The 21,384-nt window shown below is 40.5% G+C and carries 18 protein-coding genes and 2 pseudogenes; 10 read left to right on the forward strand and 10 right to left on the reverse strand.

The features are described 5' to 3' along the window. The first annotated feature begins 21 nt into the window (after window positions 1–21). Complete coding sequence (locus HC643_RS16670; protein ID WP_237265895.1) at window positions 22–795, forward strand: TrkA C-terminal domain-containing protein; 774 nt, start codon at window positions 22–24, stop codon at window positions 793–795. 93 nt (window positions 796–888) lie between these two features. Here the strand turns inward: HC643_RS16670 and HC643_RS16675 are convergent. Then, window positions 889–1,632 (reverse strand): annotated as a pseudogene (locus HC643_RS16675) (FtsK/SpoIIIE domain-containing protein); the annotation flags it as partial. Between the two features lie 361 nt (window positions 1,633–1,993). On the opposite strand from HC643_RS16675, the gene HC643_RS16680 reads away from it, so the two are divergent. The 3 genes from HC643_RS16680 (at window position 1,994) to HC643_RS16690 (ending at window position 4,889) form a co-directional block, all read left to right on the forward strand. Then, window positions 1,994–3,373, forward strand: a complete 1,380-nt coding sequence (locus HC643_RS16680) for an AAA family ATPase (RefSeq protein ID WP_038072745.1) — start codon at window positions 1,994–1,996, stop codon at window positions 3,371–3,373. Then, a complete protein-coding gene (locus HC643_RS16685) occupies window positions 3,373–4,083 on the forward strand; it encodes a ParB/Srx family N-terminal domain-containing protein (RefSeq protein WP_038072747.1) in 711 nt (236 codons plus the stop codon). Before HC643_RS16680 ends, HC643_RS16685 begins: the two co-directional genes overlap by 1 nt. A 623-nt stretch (window positions 4,084–4,706) precedes the next feature. Further along, entirely contained in the window at window positions 4,707–4,889 is a 183-nt protein-coding gene (locus tag HC643_RS16690) for a hypothetical protein (RefSeq protein WP_050045880.1), read from the forward strand. Here HC643_RS16690 and HC643_RS41400 read toward each other — a convergent pair. From HC643_RS41400 to HC643_RS16705, 3 genes and pseudogenes are all read right to left on the reverse strand, one after another. Beyond that, window positions 4,886–5,089 (reverse strand): annotated as a pseudogene (locus tag HC643_RS41400) (hypothetical protein); the annotation flags it as partial. The gene HC643_RS16690 and the pseudogene HC643_RS41400 sit on opposite strands and share 4 nt — an antisense overlap. 6 nt (window positions 5,090–5,095) lie before the next feature. Next, a complete protein-coding gene (locus HC643_RS16700; protein WP_050045881.1) occupies window positions 5,096–6,070 on the reverse strand; it encodes an RpnC/YadD family protein in 975 nt (324 codons plus the stop codon). 589 nt (window positions 6,071–6,659) lie between these two features. Continuing rightward, complete coding sequence (locus HC643_RS16705) at window positions 6,660–7,211, reverse strand: hypothetical protein (RefSeq protein WP_038072749.1); 552 nt, start codon at window positions 7,209–7,211, stop codon at window positions 6,660–6,662. Window positions 7,212–8,098: 887 nt separating this feature from the next. On the opposite strand from HC643_RS16705, the gene HC643_RS16715 reads away from it, so the two are divergent. Both HC643_RS16715 and HC643_RS16720 read left to right on the forward strand, forming a co-directional pair. Continuing rightward, a complete protein-coding gene (locus tag HC643_RS16715; protein ID WP_038072754.1) occupies window positions 8,099–9,433 on the forward strand; it encodes a FecR family protein in 1,335 nt (444 codons plus the stop codon). Between the two features lie 48 nt (window positions 9,434–9,481). Continuing rightward, on the forward strand, window positions 9,482–11,215 hold the full coding sequence (locus HC643_RS16720) for an iron uptake porin (RefSeq protein WP_336604373.1): 1,734 nt from the start codon (window positions 9,482–9,484) through the stop codon (window positions 11,213–11,215). A gap of 152 nt (window positions 11,216–11,367) precedes the next feature. Here the strand turns inward: HC643_RS16720 and HC643_RS16725 are convergent, their stop codons facing one another. Both HC643_RS16725 and HC643_RS16730 read right to left on the reverse strand, forming a co-directional pair. Continuing rightward, on the reverse strand, window positions 11,368–11,922 hold the full coding sequence (locus HC643_RS16725; RefSeq protein ID WP_237265896.1) for an RICIN domain-containing protein: 555 nt from the start codon (window positions 11,920–11,922) through the stop codon (window positions 11,368–11,370). Window positions 11,923–12,063: 141 nt separating this feature from the next. Then, window positions 12,064–13,227 carry an FAD-dependent oxidoreductase gene (locus HC643_RS16730; protein WP_336604374.1) on the reverse strand — a complete coding sequence of 388 codons (1,164 nt, stop codon included), beginning with the start codon at window positions 13,225–13,227 and terminating at the stop codon, window positions 12,064–12,066. A gap of 203 nt (window positions 13,228–13,430) precedes the next feature. Between HC643_RS16730 and HC643_RS16735 the strand changes: the two genes are divergently transcribed. Then, window positions 13,431–13,856, forward strand: a complete 426-nt coding sequence (locus HC643_RS16735) for a DUF6006 family protein (protein ID WP_038072759.1) — start codon at window positions 13,431–13,433, stop codon at window positions 13,854–13,856. 167 nt (window positions 13,857–14,023) lie between these two features. Here the strand turns inward: HC643_RS16735 and HC643_RS16740 are convergent, their stop codons facing one another. Beyond that, window positions 14,024–14,254 carry a hypothetical protein gene (locus HC643_RS16740; protein WP_038072760.1) on the reverse strand — a complete coding sequence of 77 codons (231 nt, stop codon included), beginning with the start codon at window positions 14,252–14,254 and terminating at the stop codon, window positions 14,024–14,026. Between the two features lie 318 nt (window positions 14,255–14,572). Here HC643_RS16740 and HC643_RS16745 point away from each other — a divergent pair, with 318 nt between their 5' ends. After that, the gene (locus HC643_RS16745; RefSeq protein ID WP_038072770.1) at window positions 14,573–15,097 is read left to right on the forward strand and encodes a GNAT family N-acetyltransferase; all 525 of its coding nucleotides are present in this window, start codon (window positions 14,573–14,575) and stop codon (window positions 15,095–15,097) included. Between the two features lie 17 nt (window positions 15,098–15,114). Here HC643_RS16745 and HC643_RS16750 read toward each other — a convergent pair whose 3' ends face one another. Further along, window positions 15,115–15,489, reverse strand: coding sequence for a hypothetical protein (locus tag HC643_RS16750; protein ID WP_038072761.1), 375 nt, complete (start codon window positions 15,487–15,489; stop codon window positions 15,115–15,117). A gap of 1,352 nt (window positions 15,490–16,841) precedes the next feature. Between HC643_RS16750 and HC643_RS16755 the strand changes: the two genes are divergently transcribed. Both HC643_RS16755 and HC643_RS16760 read left to right on the forward strand, forming a co-directional pair. Then, window positions 16,842–17,213, forward strand: coding sequence for a hypothetical protein (locus HC643_RS16755; protein WP_038124525.1), 372 nt, complete (start codon window positions 16,842–16,844; stop codon window positions 17,211–17,213). 378 nt (window positions 17,214–17,591) lie between these two features. After that, window positions 17,592–18,488, forward strand: a complete 897-nt coding sequence (locus HC643_RS16760) for a CPBP family intramembrane glutamic endopeptidase (protein WP_038106226.1) — start codon at window positions 17,592–17,594, stop codon at window positions 18,486–18,488. 113 nt (window positions 18,489–18,601) lie between these two features. On the opposite strand, the gene HC643_RS16765 is transcribed toward HC643_RS16760, so the two are convergent. Together HC643_RS16765 and HC643_RS16770 are read right to left on the reverse strand one after the other, a co-directional pair. Continuing rightward, window positions 18,602–20,437, reverse strand: coding sequence for a lipoxygenase family protein (locus HC643_RS16765; protein WP_038106225.1), 1,836 nt, complete (start codon window positions 20,435–20,437; stop codon window positions 18,602–18,604). Between the two features lie 328 nt (window positions 20,438–20,765). Next, window positions 20,766–21,383, reverse strand: a complete 618-nt coding sequence (locus HC643_RS16770; RefSeq protein WP_038106224.1) for a hypothetical protein — start codon at window positions 21,381–21,383, stop codon at window positions 20,766–20,768. Between the last annotated feature and the right edge of the window lies 1 nt (window position 21,384).

The following is a 21,384-nucleotide window of genomic DNA, read 5'->3' on the forward strand; positions in this document are numbered from 1 at the left end:
CGTGGCTTCAGCCCGGTGAGTATGTCAACTGATATGCCTCTGGTTGTTGGTAATATTACCGAAGCACTGGCTAAGGTGAATCTCCCTCATGCCAAAAGCATCGTTTTAGTGGGGGACGATAATATGGAAAATCTGGAAATTGCTCTGGTGGCTCATGCAATGAACCCCACCAGTCGCTTGATTATCCGCACTCAAGATCGCCAATTTTGTGACAATATAGCTCCTCTATTTCCCTATGCCCAAGTTCTGTGTGGTGCGGTGTTCTCTGCGGAAGTCTTTGCTTGTGCTGCTTTTGGAGAAAACGTTCTCAGTTTCTTTCACTTGAATGCTCAAATAGTTATGGTGACAGAATACAACATCGAAGAAGGCGATACCCTCAATGGGTTGCTTCTTTCTGAAATAGCTCACGGCTACGGTGTTGTTCCAATTCTCTACCAAAAGTATCGGCAAGAAAATTACTCGTTAATGCCTTGGGATGACGTGACGCTTTATGCAGGCGATCGCTTGATTGTTTTAGCGACAAGCAGTGGTTTGCAGCGAATTGAATGGGGTGAAATGCTTCCTCGCCTTTGGCAAGTGCAGGTTGAACAAGCTCTGACTCAAAATGCTATTGCTAGGGGTGCAGAGAAAATCAGTTTGATTGCGGGATGCAGTTCTACTCATGCTAGGCAATGGATCGATAATTTGCCCGGAGTGTTGCCAACACCACTTTATAAATATCAAGCTCAACGTCTTGTACGCGAGCTTAGAAAAGTGCAGGTTGTGGCAAGTGCAATCTTCAATGAGCAGCCATGAAATCGCTAACTTTAGTATCGATCGCAACCTTTATGCTATTTAGAGTATGCGTTTTCACTTAGTTTAGTAAGAGCTAGCCTTGAGCAGAACACTTTAGACTGACAAAATCTGAAAATCTATTGCTAGTAAACTTTGCAGACGTTGGAACTGAGAGCTAGCTAAGTAAAGCAAATCCCCCTTCCCAAGTAAGCGAGCAGCATCCGTTTGTTTGCCACCCAAAATAATTGCTGAATCCGCCTCACTTGCTGTTCGGAGTGCAACCCGTCCCGGTAAATTAGAACGGATAATGGGAGTAACTACTCCAGCTTCTGGGCGTTGAGTAGCAATAATCAGATGAATTCCAGCAGCCCGCGCCATTGCACCCAACCTTTTAATGCTTTGTTCTAATGCTGCACGAGATTCTTTTTCTGCCATAAAGTCAGCGTATTCATCGAAAATGCAGACGATACGAGGTAAAAACTGACGAGAACGTTGATTGTAAGTTTTTAGATTGGCACACCCAGCTTTTTCAAATCGCTGGTAACGCGATTCCATTTCTGCCACCAATTCATTCATAAGTTCGATCGCACGTTCGCTATCTTTAACAATCGGTGAATGCAACCACCGCATCTCCTCAAACTCTGGGAAGGTGACTCTTTTAGGATCGACAAGGGCAATCTGTAGGTATTCTGGGGAATGACGAACAATAAGACTGAGAAGGAGCGATCGCAAAAACTCACTCTTACCACTTCCTGTGGTACCACCAACTAAGAAATGACAGGTATTTGGATCGGACAAATCTGCTTCTACGAGTTGTCCATCTAAATTAACTCCGATCGCAATTTTCACAGGTGCTGAGAGCGTCGGTACAGTAGTCACAACAGGAGCAAAAAACACGTTTTCTCTCTGCTGTAAAAGTCTCTGCTGTAAAAGTTGATATTTCGTTAATGTAGAGACTAGCATGGCTAGTCTTCACCAAAAAACTGACTACTATATGTTGGTGTAAGTATTTTTACTATCTTACCCCCTAGTTTTGACCATAATTTCAAGTTTTCAAGAATGGGATTTCTCTTGACGCTATGCGGTACTACTTTATTAAGTATAAAATTATACTTAATAATATTAGTGAAACTTGGGAGTTTAAAAAATATACTTATGCCATAATGAAACAAGTATTAAAGTTTTGATAATTATTCTATTTTATACGAGGTAAAATAGATTGGCTTTTAATCCTGAACTTTGCCGTAATGAAAGTGAAGTCGAAAGCAAACTTATAGTCCAGTACTTGCTACCACAGCTAGGATATACTCCTGATACCTGGCATCAAGAAGTTACTGTAGGCAGTATCCGGCTGGATTTTTTAGCATTTGCTGTACAAGTAATCCCCTTTGTACTAGATGCTAACTCTCCATTAAGTGTTGTGATGGAGGCAAAACACCCTCAGCAAAACCTGAATAATCATGTCCCTCGGCTCAAGCATTATTTAATAACGCTAAACGTTGCATATGGATTATTAACTAATGGTAAGGATGTGAGAATATATCAAAATCATCAAAATAATATTCAACTAGTATTTCAATGTACGGGTAAAGAAGTTGAAAAAAATCTAGATAAAATTTCCAATTTAATAGGCAGAGATAACTTGAAACTAAGACAGACTCTAAATAGGGACGTAAAAATAACTGAATATAATTATATTTCTGAAACTAAGAGGCAAAAAATCATGAAAACTATTGCAGTTTATCATAACAAAGGTGGAGTAGGCAAAACAACTATTGCAGTCAATTTAGCAGCAACATTTAGAAAAAAAGGCAAAAAAGTTCTTCTAATAGATATAGATTCTCAAGCCAATTCTACTTTTGCTACAGGTTTAATTAAATTTCAGTTTGAAGAAGATGACGATTTAAGAGATAAAAACGTATACCATTTAATAGAATCAGGTGATTTTAACTTTATTCCCGATATTGTGCGTCAGTCTCAGTATTTTAATAATCCAGAATTAGATGTAATTCCATCTCATATAACATTAATTGAAGCTCAGGAAACACTTAATAAAATACTTGCCAGTAGAAAAAGACTAATTGCTAAACTAAAACGGGTAGAGCAAAATTATGATATTGTAATCATTGATACACCACCCTCTAGAGATTTGTATGCTGAAGTCGCCTTAATTACTGCTGATTATTTGATAATTCCTTCAGATCTAAAACCATTTGCTAATCAGGGGTTACCAACAGTAAAGAATTTTGTTAATCAAATAAATGAAAATAGAGAAGTTATAGGAAAGCCACCTATTCAGATATTGGGAGTATTAGCCTCTAAAATATCAACTAATTCAAAATACTTACAATATACTTTTCCCAGACAACGGAGTGTAATTACAGAAAGATATCAACTACCTCTTATGGAAGCTGTCATATATGATAGAACAGTACTATCAGAATGTTTAAATCAAAGTATAACAGTTGGAGATTTAGAGTATCCCGACCCAAAATCTGTTATTAAATATGGAGAAGAAGTTAAAACAGAAGCTCAAAAATCTGCCATGGAATTTGAGGTTTTAGCGAAAGAAGTTCTCCAAAAAATGGGAGTTAAATAATGATTAATTTTTCACTTGTAGATGTAAAAAGTATATCTTCTGATGTACCTAGATCGAATTTCTCGGAGGCTAATTTAGATACTCTAGCAGACATTATTATCGAAAGCGGAGGATTGATTAGACCTTTAATTATTAAAGCAACGGGAGCAGAAAGTTATAGTGTAGTTGATGGACATCTTGAATATCACGCTGCTGTCAGAGCAAAAGAAAAAAATCCTCGTAAAGGGGAAATGGTGAATGCATTTGTAATTTCTCCAAAAATAGAGGATACAGTTGTCAAGCAAGCTGAAGTTCTCAGAGATGACGAATCATCTGGAAAAATAGTGAAACCACCTATAGAAGCAACAAACTTAGAACAACGTTTTTCAAATCTAGAATTACGGGTTGAAAAACAGATGAATGAGTTAAAGTCAGAACTAGCTAAAGAACGACAAAGCGTAGACGATAAGTTAAAAGAAATTCAAAATTTGATTCCTCTACGACTCGACCCGCTCAACTTATTAAACACTTTAAGTCAGGAAGAGTTATCTATGAAATTACAACGTTCTAGAATTCCCAGTGCTGAAAAACTTGCCAAAGCTATCTTTGATGCTCGAAATAGTAAAAAGGCAAAGCATGAATTTGAAGATTACCGTGATGTGGTAAAATCTGTTAAAGGATTGGGTGATAAAACAATCGTGACTATCATTGATGAGTGGTCAAGAAGTTAGTTACTAGTAAAATGAAAAGAGGGCAATGTCCACCGTTCAAGGTTTGTGAGCAATGTTCACCCTACACTCATAGGTAATCTTCTAGGGGAAGAAATTAAGTTTTCTTGCCCAACGTCATGAAGTATTACTGCAGCTAGTCGTGCAAGTTCTGAATCTGCCATAAAGATGGGGATCGCGTTGCTGTTCCCATTGTTCGTGCTTGTAAGAGCAGTTGGGATTGTTCAAGTGTAAGCCGTTTGTCTCTACTCATGACTTTCTTCTGCAAAAACAGCTCTTAAACAAGGTTAGACATTAAGGATTGCCAATAATAGAAGTGCCCCATAACTTTCTCCTGTAAAAACAGCGCTTAACCAAGGTTATACGTCAGGGATTCGAGTAAAGATTCAGTATGCATTAGAGCAGGACTCAGTTTAGCGATCGCTCTTGAAAAACCAACTCCACAGCTTCTTTTGCTGTTTTCGACTCGTTCAAAATAAATTCATTAGGTCGTTCATACTCATGGAATATGGTTCTTCCGCCATTTTTACGGCATTAATAATTTTCGATTACGCAGTCTATTAAACTGTGTGTAAGGATTTTAGCTTTTCCGTGCCTGTTGACCTTCATCACTCAACTACCGAAATATGTATAAAAAAATATATACTAATAAAGAATCAGAACAGCAACAAAATGTAGAATCTGCGACTTCTTCAGTAAAATCAGATATTAAGAAGTCTGACGCTTGGAAAGCTTACCAGGCTTCTAAGAAGGAGCGTTTTGAGGTTTATCGTCGTCTTGTAGAGCTAGCCTTGAGCAGAACACTTTAGATTGACAAAATCTGAAAATCTATTGCTAGTAAACTTTGCAGACGTTGGAACTGAGAGCTAGCTAAGTAAAGCAAATCCCCTTTCCCAAGTAAGCGAGCAGCATCCGTTTGTTTGCCGCCCAAAATAATTGCTGAATCCGCCTCACTCGCGCTTCGGAGTGCAACTCGTTCCGGTAAATTAGAACGGATAATGGGAGTAACATTATCTTATTGCAAAGTGCTTTGTCCAAAGCGCGTTACCAATTCCTCACGGGAAGAGGTGAGCAAAAGGTTGGCGACTTCATCATCCGGCAATTGTGTCAGTGGCTCAACGATTAATGAAAGCTCCTCGTTAAGAACACCAAACCGACTCTTGAGCAAGCTTTGAATTAAATTCTTTGCCTTTTCGTGTTGTCCTTCTTGTCGTCCTTCTTGTCGTCCTTCTTGTCGTCCAATGCGCTCGATGCTGCTAATGTAGGGCATTTGATTTTCCTCCTCGAATTGTCTCAGTTCGTCCCGAAAGGTAACTTCCAATGGTTCCGGCAGGCGCATCATGCTATCCAGTACCAGGAATATATTGATAATATCTTGTCGGCTATACCCGCGTCTGTAAAGACCTTTGATCAAGCGTAGTTTCCATTGCAACCGCTCTGGGGCGGCTTGGATCGTAGCTTGGGTTTTGCGATGCGCCATCACTACCACAGCGAACGGGTTACTGCTCGCCTCCAGCGTTTCCCAGGTATAGTCTAACAATTTAATGATGGGAAACCGCAGTTGCATAGAGCAGCCCCAGCGCCCGTAACCATATTCCTGGGGTCGCCAGTTGGGTTGTTCGTCGCCCAGCACGGCTAAACTTACCACTTCTCGACCATAGCGGTCAAAAATTTTATAGTTATAGGTAAAGATTCGTTTTGCAAAACCGCTGTCCGTTTGACTTTGTATTTCGATATGCAGGAGAAGCCACGCTTCAGAGCCGTCTCTGAGCCAGACCTTAAGAAGCTTATCAACGAAGCGCGTGCCAATTTCAGCATCCCGAACAATCTGGGTAAACTCTTTGTCGAGGAATTCGTATCCCCGCTCCCATGCGATTTCCCGATGTGCTTCTGGGAAGAAGAAGGCAACAAATGCCTCAAAATACTGTTCAATCGCTACTTTCCACGATTCGTCGTAATTTGCAGGAATGTTGGTTTCTGGTTCCGTCATGCCGTTAGAGTCAATACAGTCCTAAATGTTACTAGGACGTTTTACCACAAGACTTCGCCACCTTCAACAAATCCACGCTATATTGCGTAAGGAAACTTTTCTAAAGCACGGTTAAAACGTATCTATCGATAGATGGCAAGAAAATCAATGATGTAACTGCTTGCAATCAGCTTAACACCATCAATAATGTCAATGTCACAGCCACAAGGGGCGGAAATACATTTTTGAGATGAATTGCTATAGATGATGTGTTACCTGAAAACACGTAGCGATCGCGGAAAGGTCAAAGACGAGCACATTCGCGTTAAGTTAACCTACACTCAGTACTGGTTTTAGACTAGCTAACAATATGCCTATCAATAAACCTCCCGCACCTGAAAACAGAGAAATAATTCCTTTAGATATACTCACAGTTTAACTATATTTTTTGACTTTACGCCTCTGAATTCATAACACAAGTCCGGATTTATACCAATTTTCTATGAAGATGCATACAATTAGCCTGCGAAGGCAGGCTTTGTTTGTATAGCCCCACATTTCCAATGTGAGGGCAATAATGTGCAACTTCACATAGAATTGGTATTAGACATTAGGTATCTATTATTTGGTTATCCAAAGTAAAATCGTGAGGATTCTTGAGAGTAAAGGTATTATTTTCTTTAATTAAATCACCCCTGCAAAGAATAGGTAATCGATCTTGATAGGCTTTAAGAGCCAAAATATAACTATGGTCGTTTAATTTCGTTTTTATTTTTCTTAGTTTATTAATTACAACACCAAGAAGTATAATTTCACCGCTTAATTTGTCTACTAATGGCTGTTCAATTTGCATGATAATTCCCTGAATAAGGGTATTTGGCACAGTGGTGATAAGTTCATTAATAATCTCTAGCTGAGAGCGATTTTCTACTAACGCTAAAGTTTCTGTTGCTTCGCTAATTCTAGTTGCGTAGTCTCCCAAATTTTTTCTACTGGGTAGCAATATTTCAAATTCACCTCGTTCTAGTTCTTGTTTCAGCCAAATCGTGGCATTATTCATAAACGACCCATCTTCATGCCATCCATGCGTTTGTAGATAATTTCTGAGTTCTTCGGGTTCTATATTTTGAAAAATTTCAATATCCCGCACAGTAACTTTCATGGTTGTACTCCTTGACTAAGCCCTTGCATAATTAATTGAAGGGTGCTGACTGTGAATTGGTTACTTCTGGGTCAGGTAATGGTGAGTAGAGAATTTTCATTCTAGAAATATGCAATTCCTTGTCAGGTTAATGATTGGAGCATAATAAGACACAAGCTCTATATATCCGCGTAATTGTGAACAAGTAATGCTTATTTAAGTTTCATGTCTATAGTATGGCTTGTAACTCATTGTATATTGAATTTTTTTAAACTACTGAGAAAAGTGTATATAAAATAGTACAATTAGATGACTCATGGTGCTAGTATGACTGTTGATTCCGGTTCAACTCTGCAAGATATTTTTAAAGCGATCGCATTTGACAGTAGCGAATCCTATGTACAACAAAAGGTGGTAGTACCTCTTTTGCATAGCCTCCTTTTTTAAGAGGGTTGGGAGATCTGCAACGCGTGAAAAACCCAAAATACTCTTGAGATTGCGTAAGAATCTTGTAGACTCAACTTAAAGAAACCTGGTTGTTGGGATTACTTTATCGGCGTTATAGGTTGGGAACCCCGCCTGCTTTATTTGAACTCACTACTACACAAACGAAGTCCGCAAGACAAGGAGTAACGAAAAATCAAGGTTCTGAAACCCACGTAGGTGGGTTTTGCCTTTATAGCCGCGATTTTAATCGCTAAGGCAAGTATTAAAATAAGACTTCTTAGACATCCTCGAATTTCACTAAAATACATAACACTTTTTGTCATTCAGTTGATTGAACACACCAACTTATACTGAGTTTAGTAAAAACTTTATAAACTTTATGCGGAAAATAACTATATTTAAATGAATCACGATATATCAAATCATCAATATATCCAGTATTTTCCGTGGGGAAGGCTGTTATGGGGCAACAAGTTTCGTCATTGGCTCAAAAGTTAGTTGTCGGCATTTTGCTAGCGCTATGTTGGACAACAACCGTGCTGGCTGAAAAGAACCCCGAGCTAACCCGTGCGGAAATTGACAAGCTGTTGCGTATGGGGATTGCAGAGTTGTTACTGAAAAACCAGTCTCCACGACGAGCCGCATTGAAAGATGTCATCGTTCCTCAAGATGCAATCAAGACAGGAACAAATTCTGAAGCCCAACTTCTTTTCAATGAAAAGACTGTGGCTAGGGTCGATGAAAGTACCACCTTCCGGTTTGAACCTGGGTTGCGTCGCTTTCAGGTTCCAAATCGCATCGCCTTAAATGAAATGATCTTTAAGCTTGAGAATGGCACGGCATTAATTTTGAGTCCACCAGGTAGTGTTGGTACTGAAGTTGCAACACCTCAAAGCCAAATCAGCATCCTAGCAGCACGCCCCGCAACCACATCTTCCTCAACTTCAAATCTGCCAGTACCAGCACAGATTCTCAGTCTCGCCGCTAACAAAAGCATCAAATTAAGTCAAAATAACAACGACACTGTTAAACCGCCATCACCCACGCCCAATCTCTTTCTACCAGCACAGAAGGGGAGCGCAGTTATGGTCGTACACAACGCTACAGATAACACCACACAAGTTTTTGCTCTTACGGACGGGGACATCAAAATATCCGATCGCCAGTTGAAAAAAACCGTTTCTCTCCTTGGCGGTCAAACAGTCGCAGTCAAAAATGGATTGGTGGGAAATGTTCAGGAATTCGACTTGCAGGGGTTTTATAAAATCATTGCACTAACTGCCGGTCTTGGAGCAGGGCAAGAAAACCTTGTAGCACAAGAATCTCCTCCCGTGCAGCAGACACTGCAAGCAGTTCGGATTGAAACGTTGGCAGCACTCAAGAATCAAGCTAAAAGAATAAAGGGATTTACTAGCACATTCTTAAGAGATGCACTTGGTGGAACAGAAGGTGACTTAAATCCCCGCCAACCAGCAACAGTTAGGATTAGAAACCCACAAGTTATTACTGGTATTTTTAGAAGAACTGGCAACAATACTGCTGAATTTATACCTGATAATAATCCCAACTCTCCAATTCCCATTGGAGTCGATTTTGACAAGCAAACCATCAACATCAATGGTAGTACAGGTATATCAAATTCTGCTGGTTTAAGTGGAAACAACGCGAGTGGTACAGTGATTGAGCGTAACGGTCAAGCTAGGCGCATAGAAGTTTTTGGTGTCAACGGTGAAGAACCAGCTGTGGGCGCTCCTTTTCGTGGAAGTTTAACTACTGGAGCAATTCGCGATCGCTAATTTCTAATTTTTCCTAATTATATAAATATAAGGTGTGGGGGTACGATTGTGGTCAGAAAAGATTTATTACTCCTATCAGGAGTTTCTCTATTTTTTTTATCTACACCAGTTCTAGCAGCCAATACAACTGAAGACGTAGAAAACAATAACAAATTCATTCAGGAAAATTTGCCAAAGCCTGATTCTTTTTCACCACAGCAAAATATTGTTCAAAGCACTGAGCCAGAACAATTTGAACCGAATTTTTCATTTCCCATAACTTCCGAGGATAAGATAAAGAATTTCACTGAAGTCGCTCAAAGTGGAGAAGAATCTAAAGTTCCAGACACAAGTAGCATGGAACGATTAACATCAGTATCGCAATTGTCAGATGTACAACCTAACGACTGGGCTTTTGCTGCTTTGCAATCCTTAGTAGAACGATATGGTGTCATTGCTGGTTATTCTGATGGCACTTTCAAAGGTAACCGTACCTTAACTCGTTATGAGTTTGCTGCTGGATTGAATGCAGTATTGGATAAAGTCAATGAATTACTTGCTGCTGGGTTAACAGAAAAAGTCAACAAAGAAGATTTAGAAAAGATACAACAGTTGCAAGCAGAATTTGCACCAGAACTAGTCACTTTACGAAGTCGTATAGATACTCTTGAAGCTCATACTGCAAACATACAAGCACAACAATTTTCAACTACAGCCCGCTTGGGAGGACAAGTTATCTTTGGACTAGCAACGGGGTCTGGAGGTGACCCACCAGGGAAAGGAGAAGCAAATACAATTCTCAGTCACTTGACACAATTACAACTTGTTTCTTCTTTCACCGGAAAAGACCTATTTCGTGTGGGGTTGGTTGCAGGTAATACGGCTAATGATGGTTTTGGGAATCCTGATGCATTTAACACCAACATGGCTAGGCTATCTTGGCAAGCAGATTATAACAACGATGTATCCTTGGATTCTCTAGAATACCGATTTGCGGGACTGGGCGATCGCGTCGTTTTCACCTTCAAGCCTGTTGGCTTTAGTTTAAGTAGTGTTCTCACCCCCAACTCTTCACCTTACGCAGATGCTGGTTTGGGAGCGCTTTCCCTGTTTGCTAGTTCAACTCCCGTTTTTAAAATTGGGAGTCTTGATGCTGGTTTGGGCTTTGACTGGTTAGTTTCCGATCGAATGCGCCTGCAATTGGCTTACGGTACTAGAAATAGCAACAGTAGTAGAGACGGTGTGTTTGGTGCAGACCACAGTGCTTTAGGAGTACAACTTTTGTACAAACCAACAAGCTCATTCGTTGCTGGTTTAGCTTATGTGAACGCTTATTCTAGTGACGGTCAATTAGACACCGGTACGGGTAGCAGCAATGCTGATACCTCTGGGGGAATCAACGAACCCTCTCAGATTCACGCTATCAACACAAGCATAAGATGGCAATTAACAGATCGACTTATTCTTGGTGCTTGGGGCGGTTTAATGGTAACAAACTCTTTAAAGTCAGATGCTGTTGTATTAAGTAGTACTTATTTGCTGTCTTTAGGGCTGTACGACCCCTTTGGTAGAAGAGGCGATTTGTTTGGATTTTTAGTCGGTCTACCCCCAAAGTTAAATGCTGGTTATTTAATTGAACAAGCTGATACTGGAAATTCCACTCACTATGAAGTGTTCTACCGCTTTCTTGTCAGCGAAAACATCGCAATTACTCCTGGCTTTTTTATCGTCACCGATCCCGGACATATTTCTGGAAACAACGACATTTTTGTAGGAGCTATTCGTACAACTTTTAACTTCTAAGATCCCTGCAAGGGAAACGCTACTGAAAAATGTGTGAGAGGGATGGAGCGGGATACCTTCAGAAGGCGATCGCTTTCTTCAACTTGCTTGTCTTGTCTGCTTCTTCTATCTGCCCAATAGTCCACAAATGTTTTAGGTGCGTGCTACAAAACTCAGAACGATAAATTCCACAATTGTCCCGAGAAGTTACCACACCCAGCCATCCTAGGTTGATTGTTTATCCCATCATTAACGATATCCAAACATTTGTTATTGCCTGTAAATTGTGTTTTTAGACGATAAAAACCTGGAGTCGCTGTAGCTTCTATGTTCCACAATTGTCCTGAGAAATTCCCACAGTCAGCCATCCTAGGCTGGTTGTTTATCCCATCATTAACGATATCCAAACATTTGTTATTGCCTGTAAATTGTGTTTTCAAACGAAAATAACCGGAATACTCTGTCGGTTCTACACTCCACAATTGCCCGGAGAAATTCCCACAGTCAGCCATAATAGGTTGATTGTTGACACCATCGTTAATGATATCCAAACATTTGTTACTTCCCGTAAATTGCGTTTTTAAACGATAAGTTGATTGAGCGGTTACCTTTTGTACTAAGGGTAAAGTTACAGTCACAGAAGTTACTGTAGCCAACAAAGCAATTTTAGCCAAGTGGTTGCCGATCGTTGTGTTCATTGATTTTCGTTCGCCAATTAGTGTTGACACAAAAAGTTTCTGTATAACAGCAAGGGATATACAGAAAGCTCATATAACGTGCAGATTTAGGTATTATACAGAGTTTTATCCTATAAATAACAAAAAATTAATTTATTTTTAGCTTTATTAGCCCATTTTGAACGATTCCGGTCAATCGGGCTTATAATTAAAAATCCAATCTTGAAATTCTTCACGACTCATCTGTGACTGCTCCTGCATTTGCCGATCCGCAGTCTCTGTGTCGGTTGCATAGTACCGCATTTCACCCAATGCGCTACGGGTTTGGATGAGATGCATGCGGGGGATACGGCGTTGTTCGTAGGTAGCCAAAGCTTCTTGAATGCTAGATGCTTGTCCCAAGCACGACGCTAATTCATAAGCGTCTTCAAACGTGCAATTTGCCCCCTGTCCCAAAGCAGGTGCCATTGGATGAGCAGCATCACCTAACAAAACCACTCTTCCTTGACTCCACGAATTAAGTGGTAAGCGATCGCAAATTGGTGCTTCCAAAATTTGCTCGGCTGGAGTTGCTTCCACGAGAGCTCGCAGCGATTCTCCCCAATCCGCTAATCGAGCGAGAACCCTAGATTTGACCTCAGCTACATTTTGGGAAAGAGTAAAATCTGGTAATAGCCTGCGATACAGCCACGAAATATACCCATTACCAACATTCAGCAGATACATAAATTCTTGATTACCTTGAACAAATCCGAGTTCACCTGGATTAAGGGCTTCTTGTTTGTAATTGATAACAGTACGCCAAGACATACTTCCTAAATAGCGGGGTTTGCCGTCTCCAATTAAAGATTCTCTAATCGCTGAGTTGATACCATCGGCTCCAATGAGTAAATCTGCACTCACCCGTTTCCCATTCTCAAAATATATTGACACGCAGCGATCGTCTTGTTCAAAACCGATGCAGCGATGGTCAAGATGAATGCTCTCAGATGGCAGTTTAGATGCAAGAATTTGCTGCAAATGCCACCACCAAACGGTAATAAATGGCCGACCGTATTTATCCTGATATCTACTTGCTGGATTAGTACGGATTGTTTCACCTTGAGTATTCTTTAAAAGGGTTTTGCTAACCTCACAACCAGAATTTTTGATAGTTTCTACTATCCCTGGTTCAATAGCATCTAGAAAATTTAAACCATTTGGTAGCAATCCCAAGCCACCACCAATAGGACGAAAATCTTGTGCTTTTTCATACACTTGAACATCACACCCCAACTTTCGGAGTGCGACAGCAACAGCCAAACCTCCAAGTCCAGCACCAATAACAGCTACTTTTTCTATCAATGGTTTAGACAACTTCTTAAATTTGAGTTTTTTCCTATGCGATCGCATGATACTCCATAATTCACTTCATGCGATCGCTTTCACTTCCACACGACATGAAGTGCGATACGGATGGTGCTGTTCAGCCAATTGCATAAATCTCCAACCCACAACATATAAATTCATAACTCAATCAACTTCGCCCCACATTAGGTAACGGAGCAAAAGATAACTTTATGAAAAATACAACTTGGTTTTTAGCTTTAGCAGTCTTTGCGATCGGTTTTTTTACAGCATCCGGTTCGGCCAACTCATCTTTAGTTGTTAGGGAATGGTTCTTTGGATTTTGGGATTGCAATATCGACGGGCGTCCCGCCAAAATGCAGTGGTATACGGTTAACGATCCGCAAACCACCTGCGACGGTGATATCTGCTCGAGTACGAGCGGTGTAAAAGTTGTAGGGCGTTTTAGCGATAATGGCACTCCTTGGGTTCCTCTGGCAAAGAGATGGTCCAGAAATTCAGAGCTTGCTATTCGCTATTTGGGCAACGAACAAGACAATTGGTATCTCAACTACAACAGCAGTACGCGCTCTGCTAATGGCTGGACGACCTGGCGGGGTAAACGCTACTCCCTACAATGCCGGAAGATTAACCAGTAGTAGCCAAACAACCGAACGCAGACGCCTTCCCATACTTCGTTGTCACCGAATAGCGATGCGGCAAAGCCGCCGATAAAGCGATCGCTCTTCACGCACCGTCTGTCAAATCTGATATACAAAATACCCCCACGACTTACGTGAGGGTTATGAGACTTGTTCTCTAACAACTACAGCATTTTGACGAACTCGGGGTAAAAAGTCCGCAAGTTGCGATCGTTTAGGCTGCGGAACAAAGACAGGTTGTAAAGAACTTTATTAATTTCCGCCTTCTTGGGTGCAAAGACATCATTTAAAAACCTTACCGTTCCCTTCAAACACAAAGTTTTCATCAAGATAGTACTTGTACCAGAAGTGATAACCTTGATTCGATGACTGAATTCTTGAAGTGCATCTTGCACCCGGTCTGATAAACCCCGATACTGCCTGGTTTAATCTTACATAGAGCGAGAATATGAGTGATAGTACCCCAATGGGTGCTTGTTACTCTTAAAAAAGACGATTCGATCGCAACACCAAACGATAAGCGCTTCGATTGCGGAGGAAAGCCGTATAGATTCCTACAATTGTAGGAGCAGTCTCAAATACGTGACAAAAACGATCGGTAAGCTTTGATAGTGCGATAGCATAAGCGCTAACGGCTGAAGCCGTATCGCTTAGGGGGAAACTGAGCGAGCGTGCTTATTGCTGAAGCACTGGTAGAGATAGAGGAAACTAGCATGAATATTGAAATCATTGAAGCCCGTCCACAAGATCGGTCGATTTTGAGTCATTTGATAGAACTTTACTTTTATGATTTTAGTGAGTTCATGGGGTGGGATGTTGGGAATGATGGTCGGTTCGGGGACAACGCTCTTAAAGGTTGTTGGACTGAGCCGTGGCGGCATCCGTTTCTTGTCAAGGTAGATGGCTCGATCGCAGGGTTTGTAATTGCCGACGGGCGCAGCCATTTTTCAGGAGACGAACACACGATGGACATGGGTGAATTCTTCATCCTACGCAAATACCGCCGACAAGGTATTGGCTATCGGGTAGCGACCGACATTTTCGATTTGTTTCCCAGTCAGTGGGAGGTACGACAGCTAGACTTGAATGTAGATGCACAAACATTTTGGCGCAAGGTTATCAACCGATACACCAATAACCAATTCTATGAGATTTCTTGGAATGATGAGCGTTATTGTGGTGTGGCTCAATTATTTAACAACACCATTAAAACCCCCAAGCAACTCATGAGCGTTTAGATATTATCCCTTAATGCCTACAGCATTTTGACGAACTCGGGGTAAAAAGTCCGTAAGTTGCGATCGTTTGGGCTGCGGAACAAAGACAAGTTGTAAAGAACTTTATTAATTTCCGCCTTCTTGGGTGCAAAGACATCATTTAAAAACCTTACCGTTCCCATTGCCATGAGTCCTTCAGCACTAGGACCGACCCAAAATCCACCAATGGGTTTGGTCAGGGGACGAAATTTCTTGGCCTCGTAATCAAACGCACGCCACCTGTAAGATAGCGTCACAACATCCGGTGTTTCATCGCCCTCTTTACCTTGCCAGCTCAAGAAGTCGATAGAGTCTGACATCTTGCCTTCAAACACAAAGTTTTCATCAAGATAGTACTTGTACCAAGAGAACATACACTGTTACTCCAACCCCTTCCACTTCCATTGGGTCTTTTACTTTGATTCGATGACTGAGTTTTTGAAGTGCATCTCGCACCTGGTATGATAAACCCTGATACTGCCTGGTTTAATGCTACACAATGGAGAAATGCGAGTGATAGTACCCCGATGGGTGCCTGTTACTGTTACAAAAGACAATTCGAGCGGTAGCGAACGATGAAGGAGTTCTCAGCAAGCTATTTGTAATTCTCACTACACTAGTCTACTGGTAAGAGTTATGCGATCGCTCGCACTTTAATCAATTAACAAACGTTTTTTAAATCAAGTCACAATCAGCCAACTTTTGAGTGCAGGTTGTGCGATTCTCAATTTCTGCATCATCTCAAGTAAGTGAGACTGCATATTCCTCAGAAAGACACATATAAATCGATATTGGTTTAGTGCAATAAGTTTTTCTGAGGAAACATGAGATATAAATACTTAATTGCTTCAATAGTAGCTATAGGAATAATGGCTATATCTGCTTATCCTTCAAACAAATACAATTCATTTTCATATATACAAAACATAGATAAAACACCTAAAATTGTGAACTTGAAACAAATGCAAGCTCGAAGACCTCTAAATTGTGATTGTGGAATTCCAACACGTCGAGAAAGCGGCGCTACCCGTATGAGACAATCTATATTAGTTAATTATTATAGCTAAGCTTTGCAAATATATAGCGATCGATTCAAATTATTCAATACCTACAAAATTTTATTTTAATTTTTATAAAGCAAAAAATCCTAATTCCTACTCCCATGGTTTAAAGATAATGAAACCGTGGGATTCTTATTTTGCCTGAAGTTTGTGGTTGGCGATCGCTTCGTTACAGCATAAGTAAATCGAGAAAAAATCAAACCATGTAACGAAACTTAAATATTCTAGATCTGTAGCAAGCCTAGCGGCGAAGGTATGCACCGCCACTACATTATTATTTCCACTGACTTACTTAGCAACAAAGCACTACTTGTTAAGCTGTCGTGCATATAATTTGGAGATTCTTAGATTGGGGAAAAATGAGTCAAACTCTCCCCCATTCTCCCTTTCCCCTCCTCTCCCTCTCGGTCAACATGAGAAAATGAAAGGCAGCACAGCTTATCCTGCAACGGGACTAACAGTTCCCATACGCGTCTTGCAACTGGATTGAGAAAAAGACCAGCGGGCGAAAAGCTGGGTATGTCCCCAAATGGCACCAATGTCGAAAAAATTTCAAAAGTGCCTTGTCCGGGATGCATAAACAATAGGAACCAGACATAGAAACAAATGAAGGGGTTAAACCAAACCCAAACAAACTGTACTACAACAAATCCAGATAGAGTTTTATGATAAACCGCATTCGCACAGCAATTGTAGGTATGAGCATCCTTGCAACTGCGCTAGTCTCCACAACAGCAACAGCGATACAACCCCAAGCGGAAGTTGTATCTCAAAACTGTACTGATGCCGTTCGCTTCGCAAAATATACCTTAGCCAGTTCACGCCCAGCGCAGCCCAGTTCCAACTTACCTATTGCAGCGCCACAAGAGGGTCCAACAGAAAAGAAAACTTGTGAAACCACTAATTCTCCTGGCACCAATAAACAGGGAGAAAATGGTACTAACCGTTGTACAACTTGCACTTACTCTTCTAATGGTCATGTCACGGTCAATTGTATTTTTATCAAAACTAAAAATCCAGGTTCACCTCAAAACTAAAGATCCTGTAAGTCTGCGTAAATAAACATAACTTCTGTTAGGGCTGTTAGTGATTGGTAGTAAGTAGTTACTGGGCTTTAAGGCTCTTAACAGAAGTTAATATATAGCAGTCTTAAATGAAATATAAAAATAAGAGTGAAGACTGCTAATAGCTAATTGCTTTTTGACCATTAGCTATTAGCCCTTCGGGTTCGCCCTTCGGGTTCGCCAGTCCCCTACGGCGGGAAACCCGCCTGCAGGGCTGGTCTCACCAGTCCCCTACGGCGGGAAACCCGCCTACAGGGCTGGTCTCACCATTAGCTATTAGCCATGAGCCATTCAATTTTTTAATAAATATTTTCTGATTGATATATCAATTAAATTCAAACAGCAAAAACAATGAATAAAAATATAAAAAAAGCTTTGTTGCTGATTGTTTTTACATTTTTAATTAATTATTCTTTGATAATTTTTTATTTAGCAATAGGTGGCAAATGGGTTATACCTGGTTCATTTATTGTGACAGGAGTTTATATGTTCGTACCCATGCTTGTTGCTATTATTATTCAAAAATTATTTTACAAGCAATCTTTAAAATCATTAGGGTTATCTTGGAATTTAAATACGTGGTTTTTAGTAGCTTGGTTACTACCTTTAATTATTGTATTTGCAACATTAGGCATCAGCTTACTATTTCCCGGCGTTAAATACTCTCCCAACCCGATCGCAGCATTAGAGCAATTCAAATCTGTAATACCTTCAGAAGAATTGCAACAAATCGAAAGTGATTTAGCTGCCGTGCCAGACAATGCTTTGATCTTCACAAGCATAGTACAAGGTTTAATTGCAGGTGTAACAATTAATGCAGTTTTTGCTTTTGGTGAAGAATTAGGTTGGCGAGGACTTTTACAAACAGAGCTAAATTTTATAGGTTTCTGGAAGTCATCTGCAATTATTGGTCTCACTTGGGGGGTATGGCACGCTCCACTCATTCTACAAGGACATAATTATCCCCAGCATCCTCAAATTGGTGTTTTTATGATGGTCGTCTTGACTTTATTGTTATCCCCTATATTCAGTTACATTACAATGAAATCGAAATCAGTAATTGCTGCTGCTATTATGCATGGCACTTTAAATGCAATTGCTGGGCTCCCCGTCTTATTGACTGAGGGAGGAAATGATTTGACAGTTGGTATGAGTGGTTTTGCGGGATTTATTGCGATCGCCATCGTCGTCATATGTCTTTTTACCTATGATTATTTCTTAGCTAAAGAGCCTTTAATGTCAAAGTGAAGATCTGTAAGCTGTTCTTGCATATAATTTGCACATTCTAAGATTGTGGGAAAATCAGTCAAACCCTCCCCTCTCAGTCAGCATGAGAAAATTAAAAATGGTAGTGCAAAATTCTAACTACTTGTACTGTTAGCCATGCGAGAAGGTAAAAAGCCAGAATAGCTTTCCTCTCGATGTTTATTGCGCTGTTCGATCTGTTTTTCTACAACTTTCAGACGGTCTTGCAAACCTTTAAGAACCGCAATCGCTCGCGGATCGTAAAAACTATTGACACCGAAATCTGTAAATGCTTTTACATCAAGCTTGACACCAGTTCCCTCTATGACGCTAATTTGTGCGAAGGTTGGTTCTATGCCAGGAAGAAAACTGGTTAAATTTTTCTCCAATTCTATCGTCCCTTTAACCGTAGGAATAGGCTGATAAATCGCTCCAGGCATATTAGGAACAAAAGACATATACTGATATTGAATCCACGCAATGGCTGAGTGTTGCGGACCTGCTGTGAAAATAATTTGTGTCAGCAAGTTAATCAACTGGTCGCGATCGCTCAACTGCTGAGGTAAGGAAGCTACACCAAAGCCTCTATCACTTACGGGTTTCCGTAAAGCTGTTAACCAATTTTGCAACTCGAAATCCTCTTGAATATCTTGAGAAGATTTGTAGTAAATGTCTATATACCGATTGACATACTCAAACAGAGCATCCCAAACGAGCAAACCGTCATCTCGATAGGGAAAATTTTTTAATATAGAGCGATCGCCTACACCACGCAGACGTAAATTGTTTGGGAGTGCATAGTTGCTAAAGTTGTCAAACATCTCGGAGACACCAAGATTAGCCAGATGAAGCGAGCTTTCAAGAGTACTTCCTAAAAGGATATCTACGTATCCTCCTGGATTAATCAACACTCGATCCCCAAAGGCATTGATTGCCATTGTAAACTCAAAATGCGGTTTCAATAGCACGTGTACTGGATGAAGATCGGGGAGTTCGCGTACAGTTGCTAGTGCAATTGGTTCCAGAGCAAGATGGGTTTGACCTAAGTGACGTACCAATGCATGAACGGAAAAGTCAGCCATTTGAGCGATTAGCTTGGCTAAAGTCCAGTCCACTCCATCCATAGGAGTACAAAGCAAACTTTTTTGGGGTATTTGTCCCAGTTGAATGGCAATGGGGATTAAACGCCAACCAGCCCGGTTGCGATCGGCGTAATAGAGAGCGATGGGAGCGCACAGATATTGGTTTTCTTTTGCCGTAACGCCATTGGCATTAAGTATTGCATAGTCGGTTACAAACAAACTGCCATTTGTGGTAGCACTTTCGAGGGTTTCACTGGCGTATCCCGTTCCTCTAGCAGCACTGAGAACGGTTTGAAAAATATCATTCGTTATCCCAAGTTTTTCTTGGAGATTATACTTGAGTGCCAAAACGTTGGTAATTTCCATGGGATTGGGACCCCAAAGTCTTTGTCCTGCAAATGTAGCATCGCTGCGAAAGGTTTTGGCAATATCTGGTAGGGGTAAGACTTTAAAAACATTTGTGTAGTCTTCTAGTGTTAGAAAGGGTTTGGGGTTTTGTAAAAATGCTTGTTGATTCTCTGTAATTTTCTGGCTTATGCTTGCTTGATTCTTGCTATATTCATCATCAAAAACCTCCTGGGTTGGTAAAGTTGCTACGCGAATAGAGTTTGGTAGTCGAGATGTTAATTTATATTCAGAGCGTGCAATCTCAAGCTGCTGTTGGCGTTCTTTTTGGGCTGCTAACGAATTTTTTTGAGGTAAAGTTGGGATTTGAGAATTCTTGGGAAGTTTGGGTTGAGTTTTGCTTGCTAGGAAACGTTCCAAGCCAAGCGCACACGTGAAACCTAGGATCGCTAACACGGTTCGACGCGGGAGAACGTACTGCTTGATTAATTGTTGGAGTTGTTGTTGTCGGTTAGGCGATCCCATGATAGTGTTTCTCCCAAAAATTTGACTCCTTACATCTGGCACCAAAGTATGAATACTGAATTTTTATGTATTCAATAGACATATATTTTTATCAATAACACGAAAAATCGGAGTTTATAGCCTGCGTAGGCAGGCTTTGTTTGTATAGCCTCATCCTTTTAGGGTGTAGGTGCAAGATATAAGACTCCAGACTAACACCAATAAAACGTGGTTGGCGAGGCTAAATACGGGGACTGTAAACTTTGTAGATTTTTACCATCAATCAAAGCCCCCCGTCCTAAACAGAGGGCTTTTATTTTAGCTAGCTAGAATAACCAAAACTTTGATTTTAAGGAACGGGAGGTAAAGGGAAGTTAGTATCGGTATAAGTCACTGGAAGAGTGACAACAATGGTTTGCTTTTGTTGAGTATTTTGTCCGGAACATTGCCCCCAAACATCAATAGAATCAGTAAGAGTTGTCTGTACAGTTTTTGTTTTATTATTATGAGAGTTAGGTTGAGCCCAAGTACCACCTAGAGCTTTATTTCCAGCATCTTCCAATTCTTCTAGAGAAAAAGGTTGTATAACAACATTTTGCGAGTAGGAGATAGCGTTAGTTGGTTTGTCAATTAAAACCGTTAATTGCTGAGCTTTTGGTTGAAAGGAAAGATGAGCTACCTTTTGTCCGGGAGGACAACTCATCTTTACACTAAACTTCATATCTAAATTCCCTGACTTATTCGCTAGCACGTGTTGACCGCAGTCTAAACCACAGCTACCATGCTTCATAGGAACATTGGCTTTGGCATTACCAATCTGCACTATAGTTGGCTGATAACTGGACTGAGGTGCTTTGAAATCTTTTAAATCTTTTGCCTGGGGAATTAAAGAAAGTGCAGATGCATGAGTAGAAATTGAGGCTATAGTTAAAGCTGTTAGTGTTAGGGAAGCGATTGTCGATCTCATA

The sequence above is a fragment of the Tolypothrix bouteillei VB521301 genome (assembly GCF_000760695.4).
GTDB classification, from domain to species: domain Bacteria; phylum Cyanobacteriota; class Cyanobacteriia; order Cyanobacteriales; family Nostocaceae; genus Scytonema; species Scytonema bouteillei_A.

Excerpts from the sequence above, each read along its gene's own strand:
- HC643_RS16670 (WP_237265895.1), top strand. The coding sequence starts at position 22 with ATGTCAACTGATATGCCTCTGGTTGTTGGTAATATTACCGAAGCACTG.
- HC643_RS16685 (WP_038072747.1), top strand. The coding sequence starts at position 3,373 with ATGATTAATTTTTCACTTGTAGATGTAAAAAGTATATCTTCTGATGTA.
- HC643_RS16690 (WP_050045880.1), top strand. The coding sequence starts at position 4,707 with ATGTATAAAAAAATATATACTAATAAAGAATCAGAACAGCAACAAAAT.
- HC643_RS16700 (WP_050045881.1), bottom strand. The coding sequence starts at position 6,070 with ATGACGGAACCAGAAACCAACATTCCTGCAAATTACGACGAATCGTGG.
- HC643_RS16705 (WP_038072749.1), bottom strand. The coding sequence starts at position 7,211 with ATGAAAGTTACTGTGCGGGATATTGAAATTTTTCAAAATATAGAACCC.
- HC643_RS16715 (WP_038072754.1), top strand. The coding sequence starts at position 8,099 with ATGGGGCAACAAGTTTCGTCATTGGCTCAAAAGTTAGTTGTCGGCATT.
- HC643_RS16735 (WP_038072759.1), top strand. The coding sequence starts at position 13,431 with ATGAAAAATACAACTTGGTTTTTAGCTTTAGCAGTCTTTGCGATCGGT.
- HC643_RS16745 (WP_038072770.1), top strand. The coding sequence starts at position 14,573 with ATGAATATTGAAATCATTGAAGCCCGTCCACAAGATCGGTCGATTTTG.
- HC643_RS16750 (WP_038072761.1), bottom strand. The coding sequence starts at position 15,489 with ATGTTCTCTTGGTACAAGTACTATCTTGATGAAAACTTTGTGTTTGAA.
- HC643_RS16755 (WP_038124525.1), top strand. The coding sequence starts at position 16,842 with ATGATAAACCGCATTCGCACAGCAATTGTAGGTATGAGCATCCTTGCA.
- HC643_RS16760 (WP_038106226.1), top strand. The coding sequence starts at position 17,592 with ATGAATAAAAATATAAAAAAAGCTTTGTTGCTGATTGTTTTTACATTT.
- HC643_RS16765 (WP_038106225.1), bottom strand. The coding sequence starts at position 20,437 with ATGGGATCGCCTAACCGACAACAACAACTCCAACAATTAATCAAGCAG.
- HC643_RS16770 (WP_038106224.1), bottom strand. The coding sequence starts at position 21,383 with ATGAGATCGACAATCGCTTCCCTAACACTAACAGCTTTAACTATAGCC.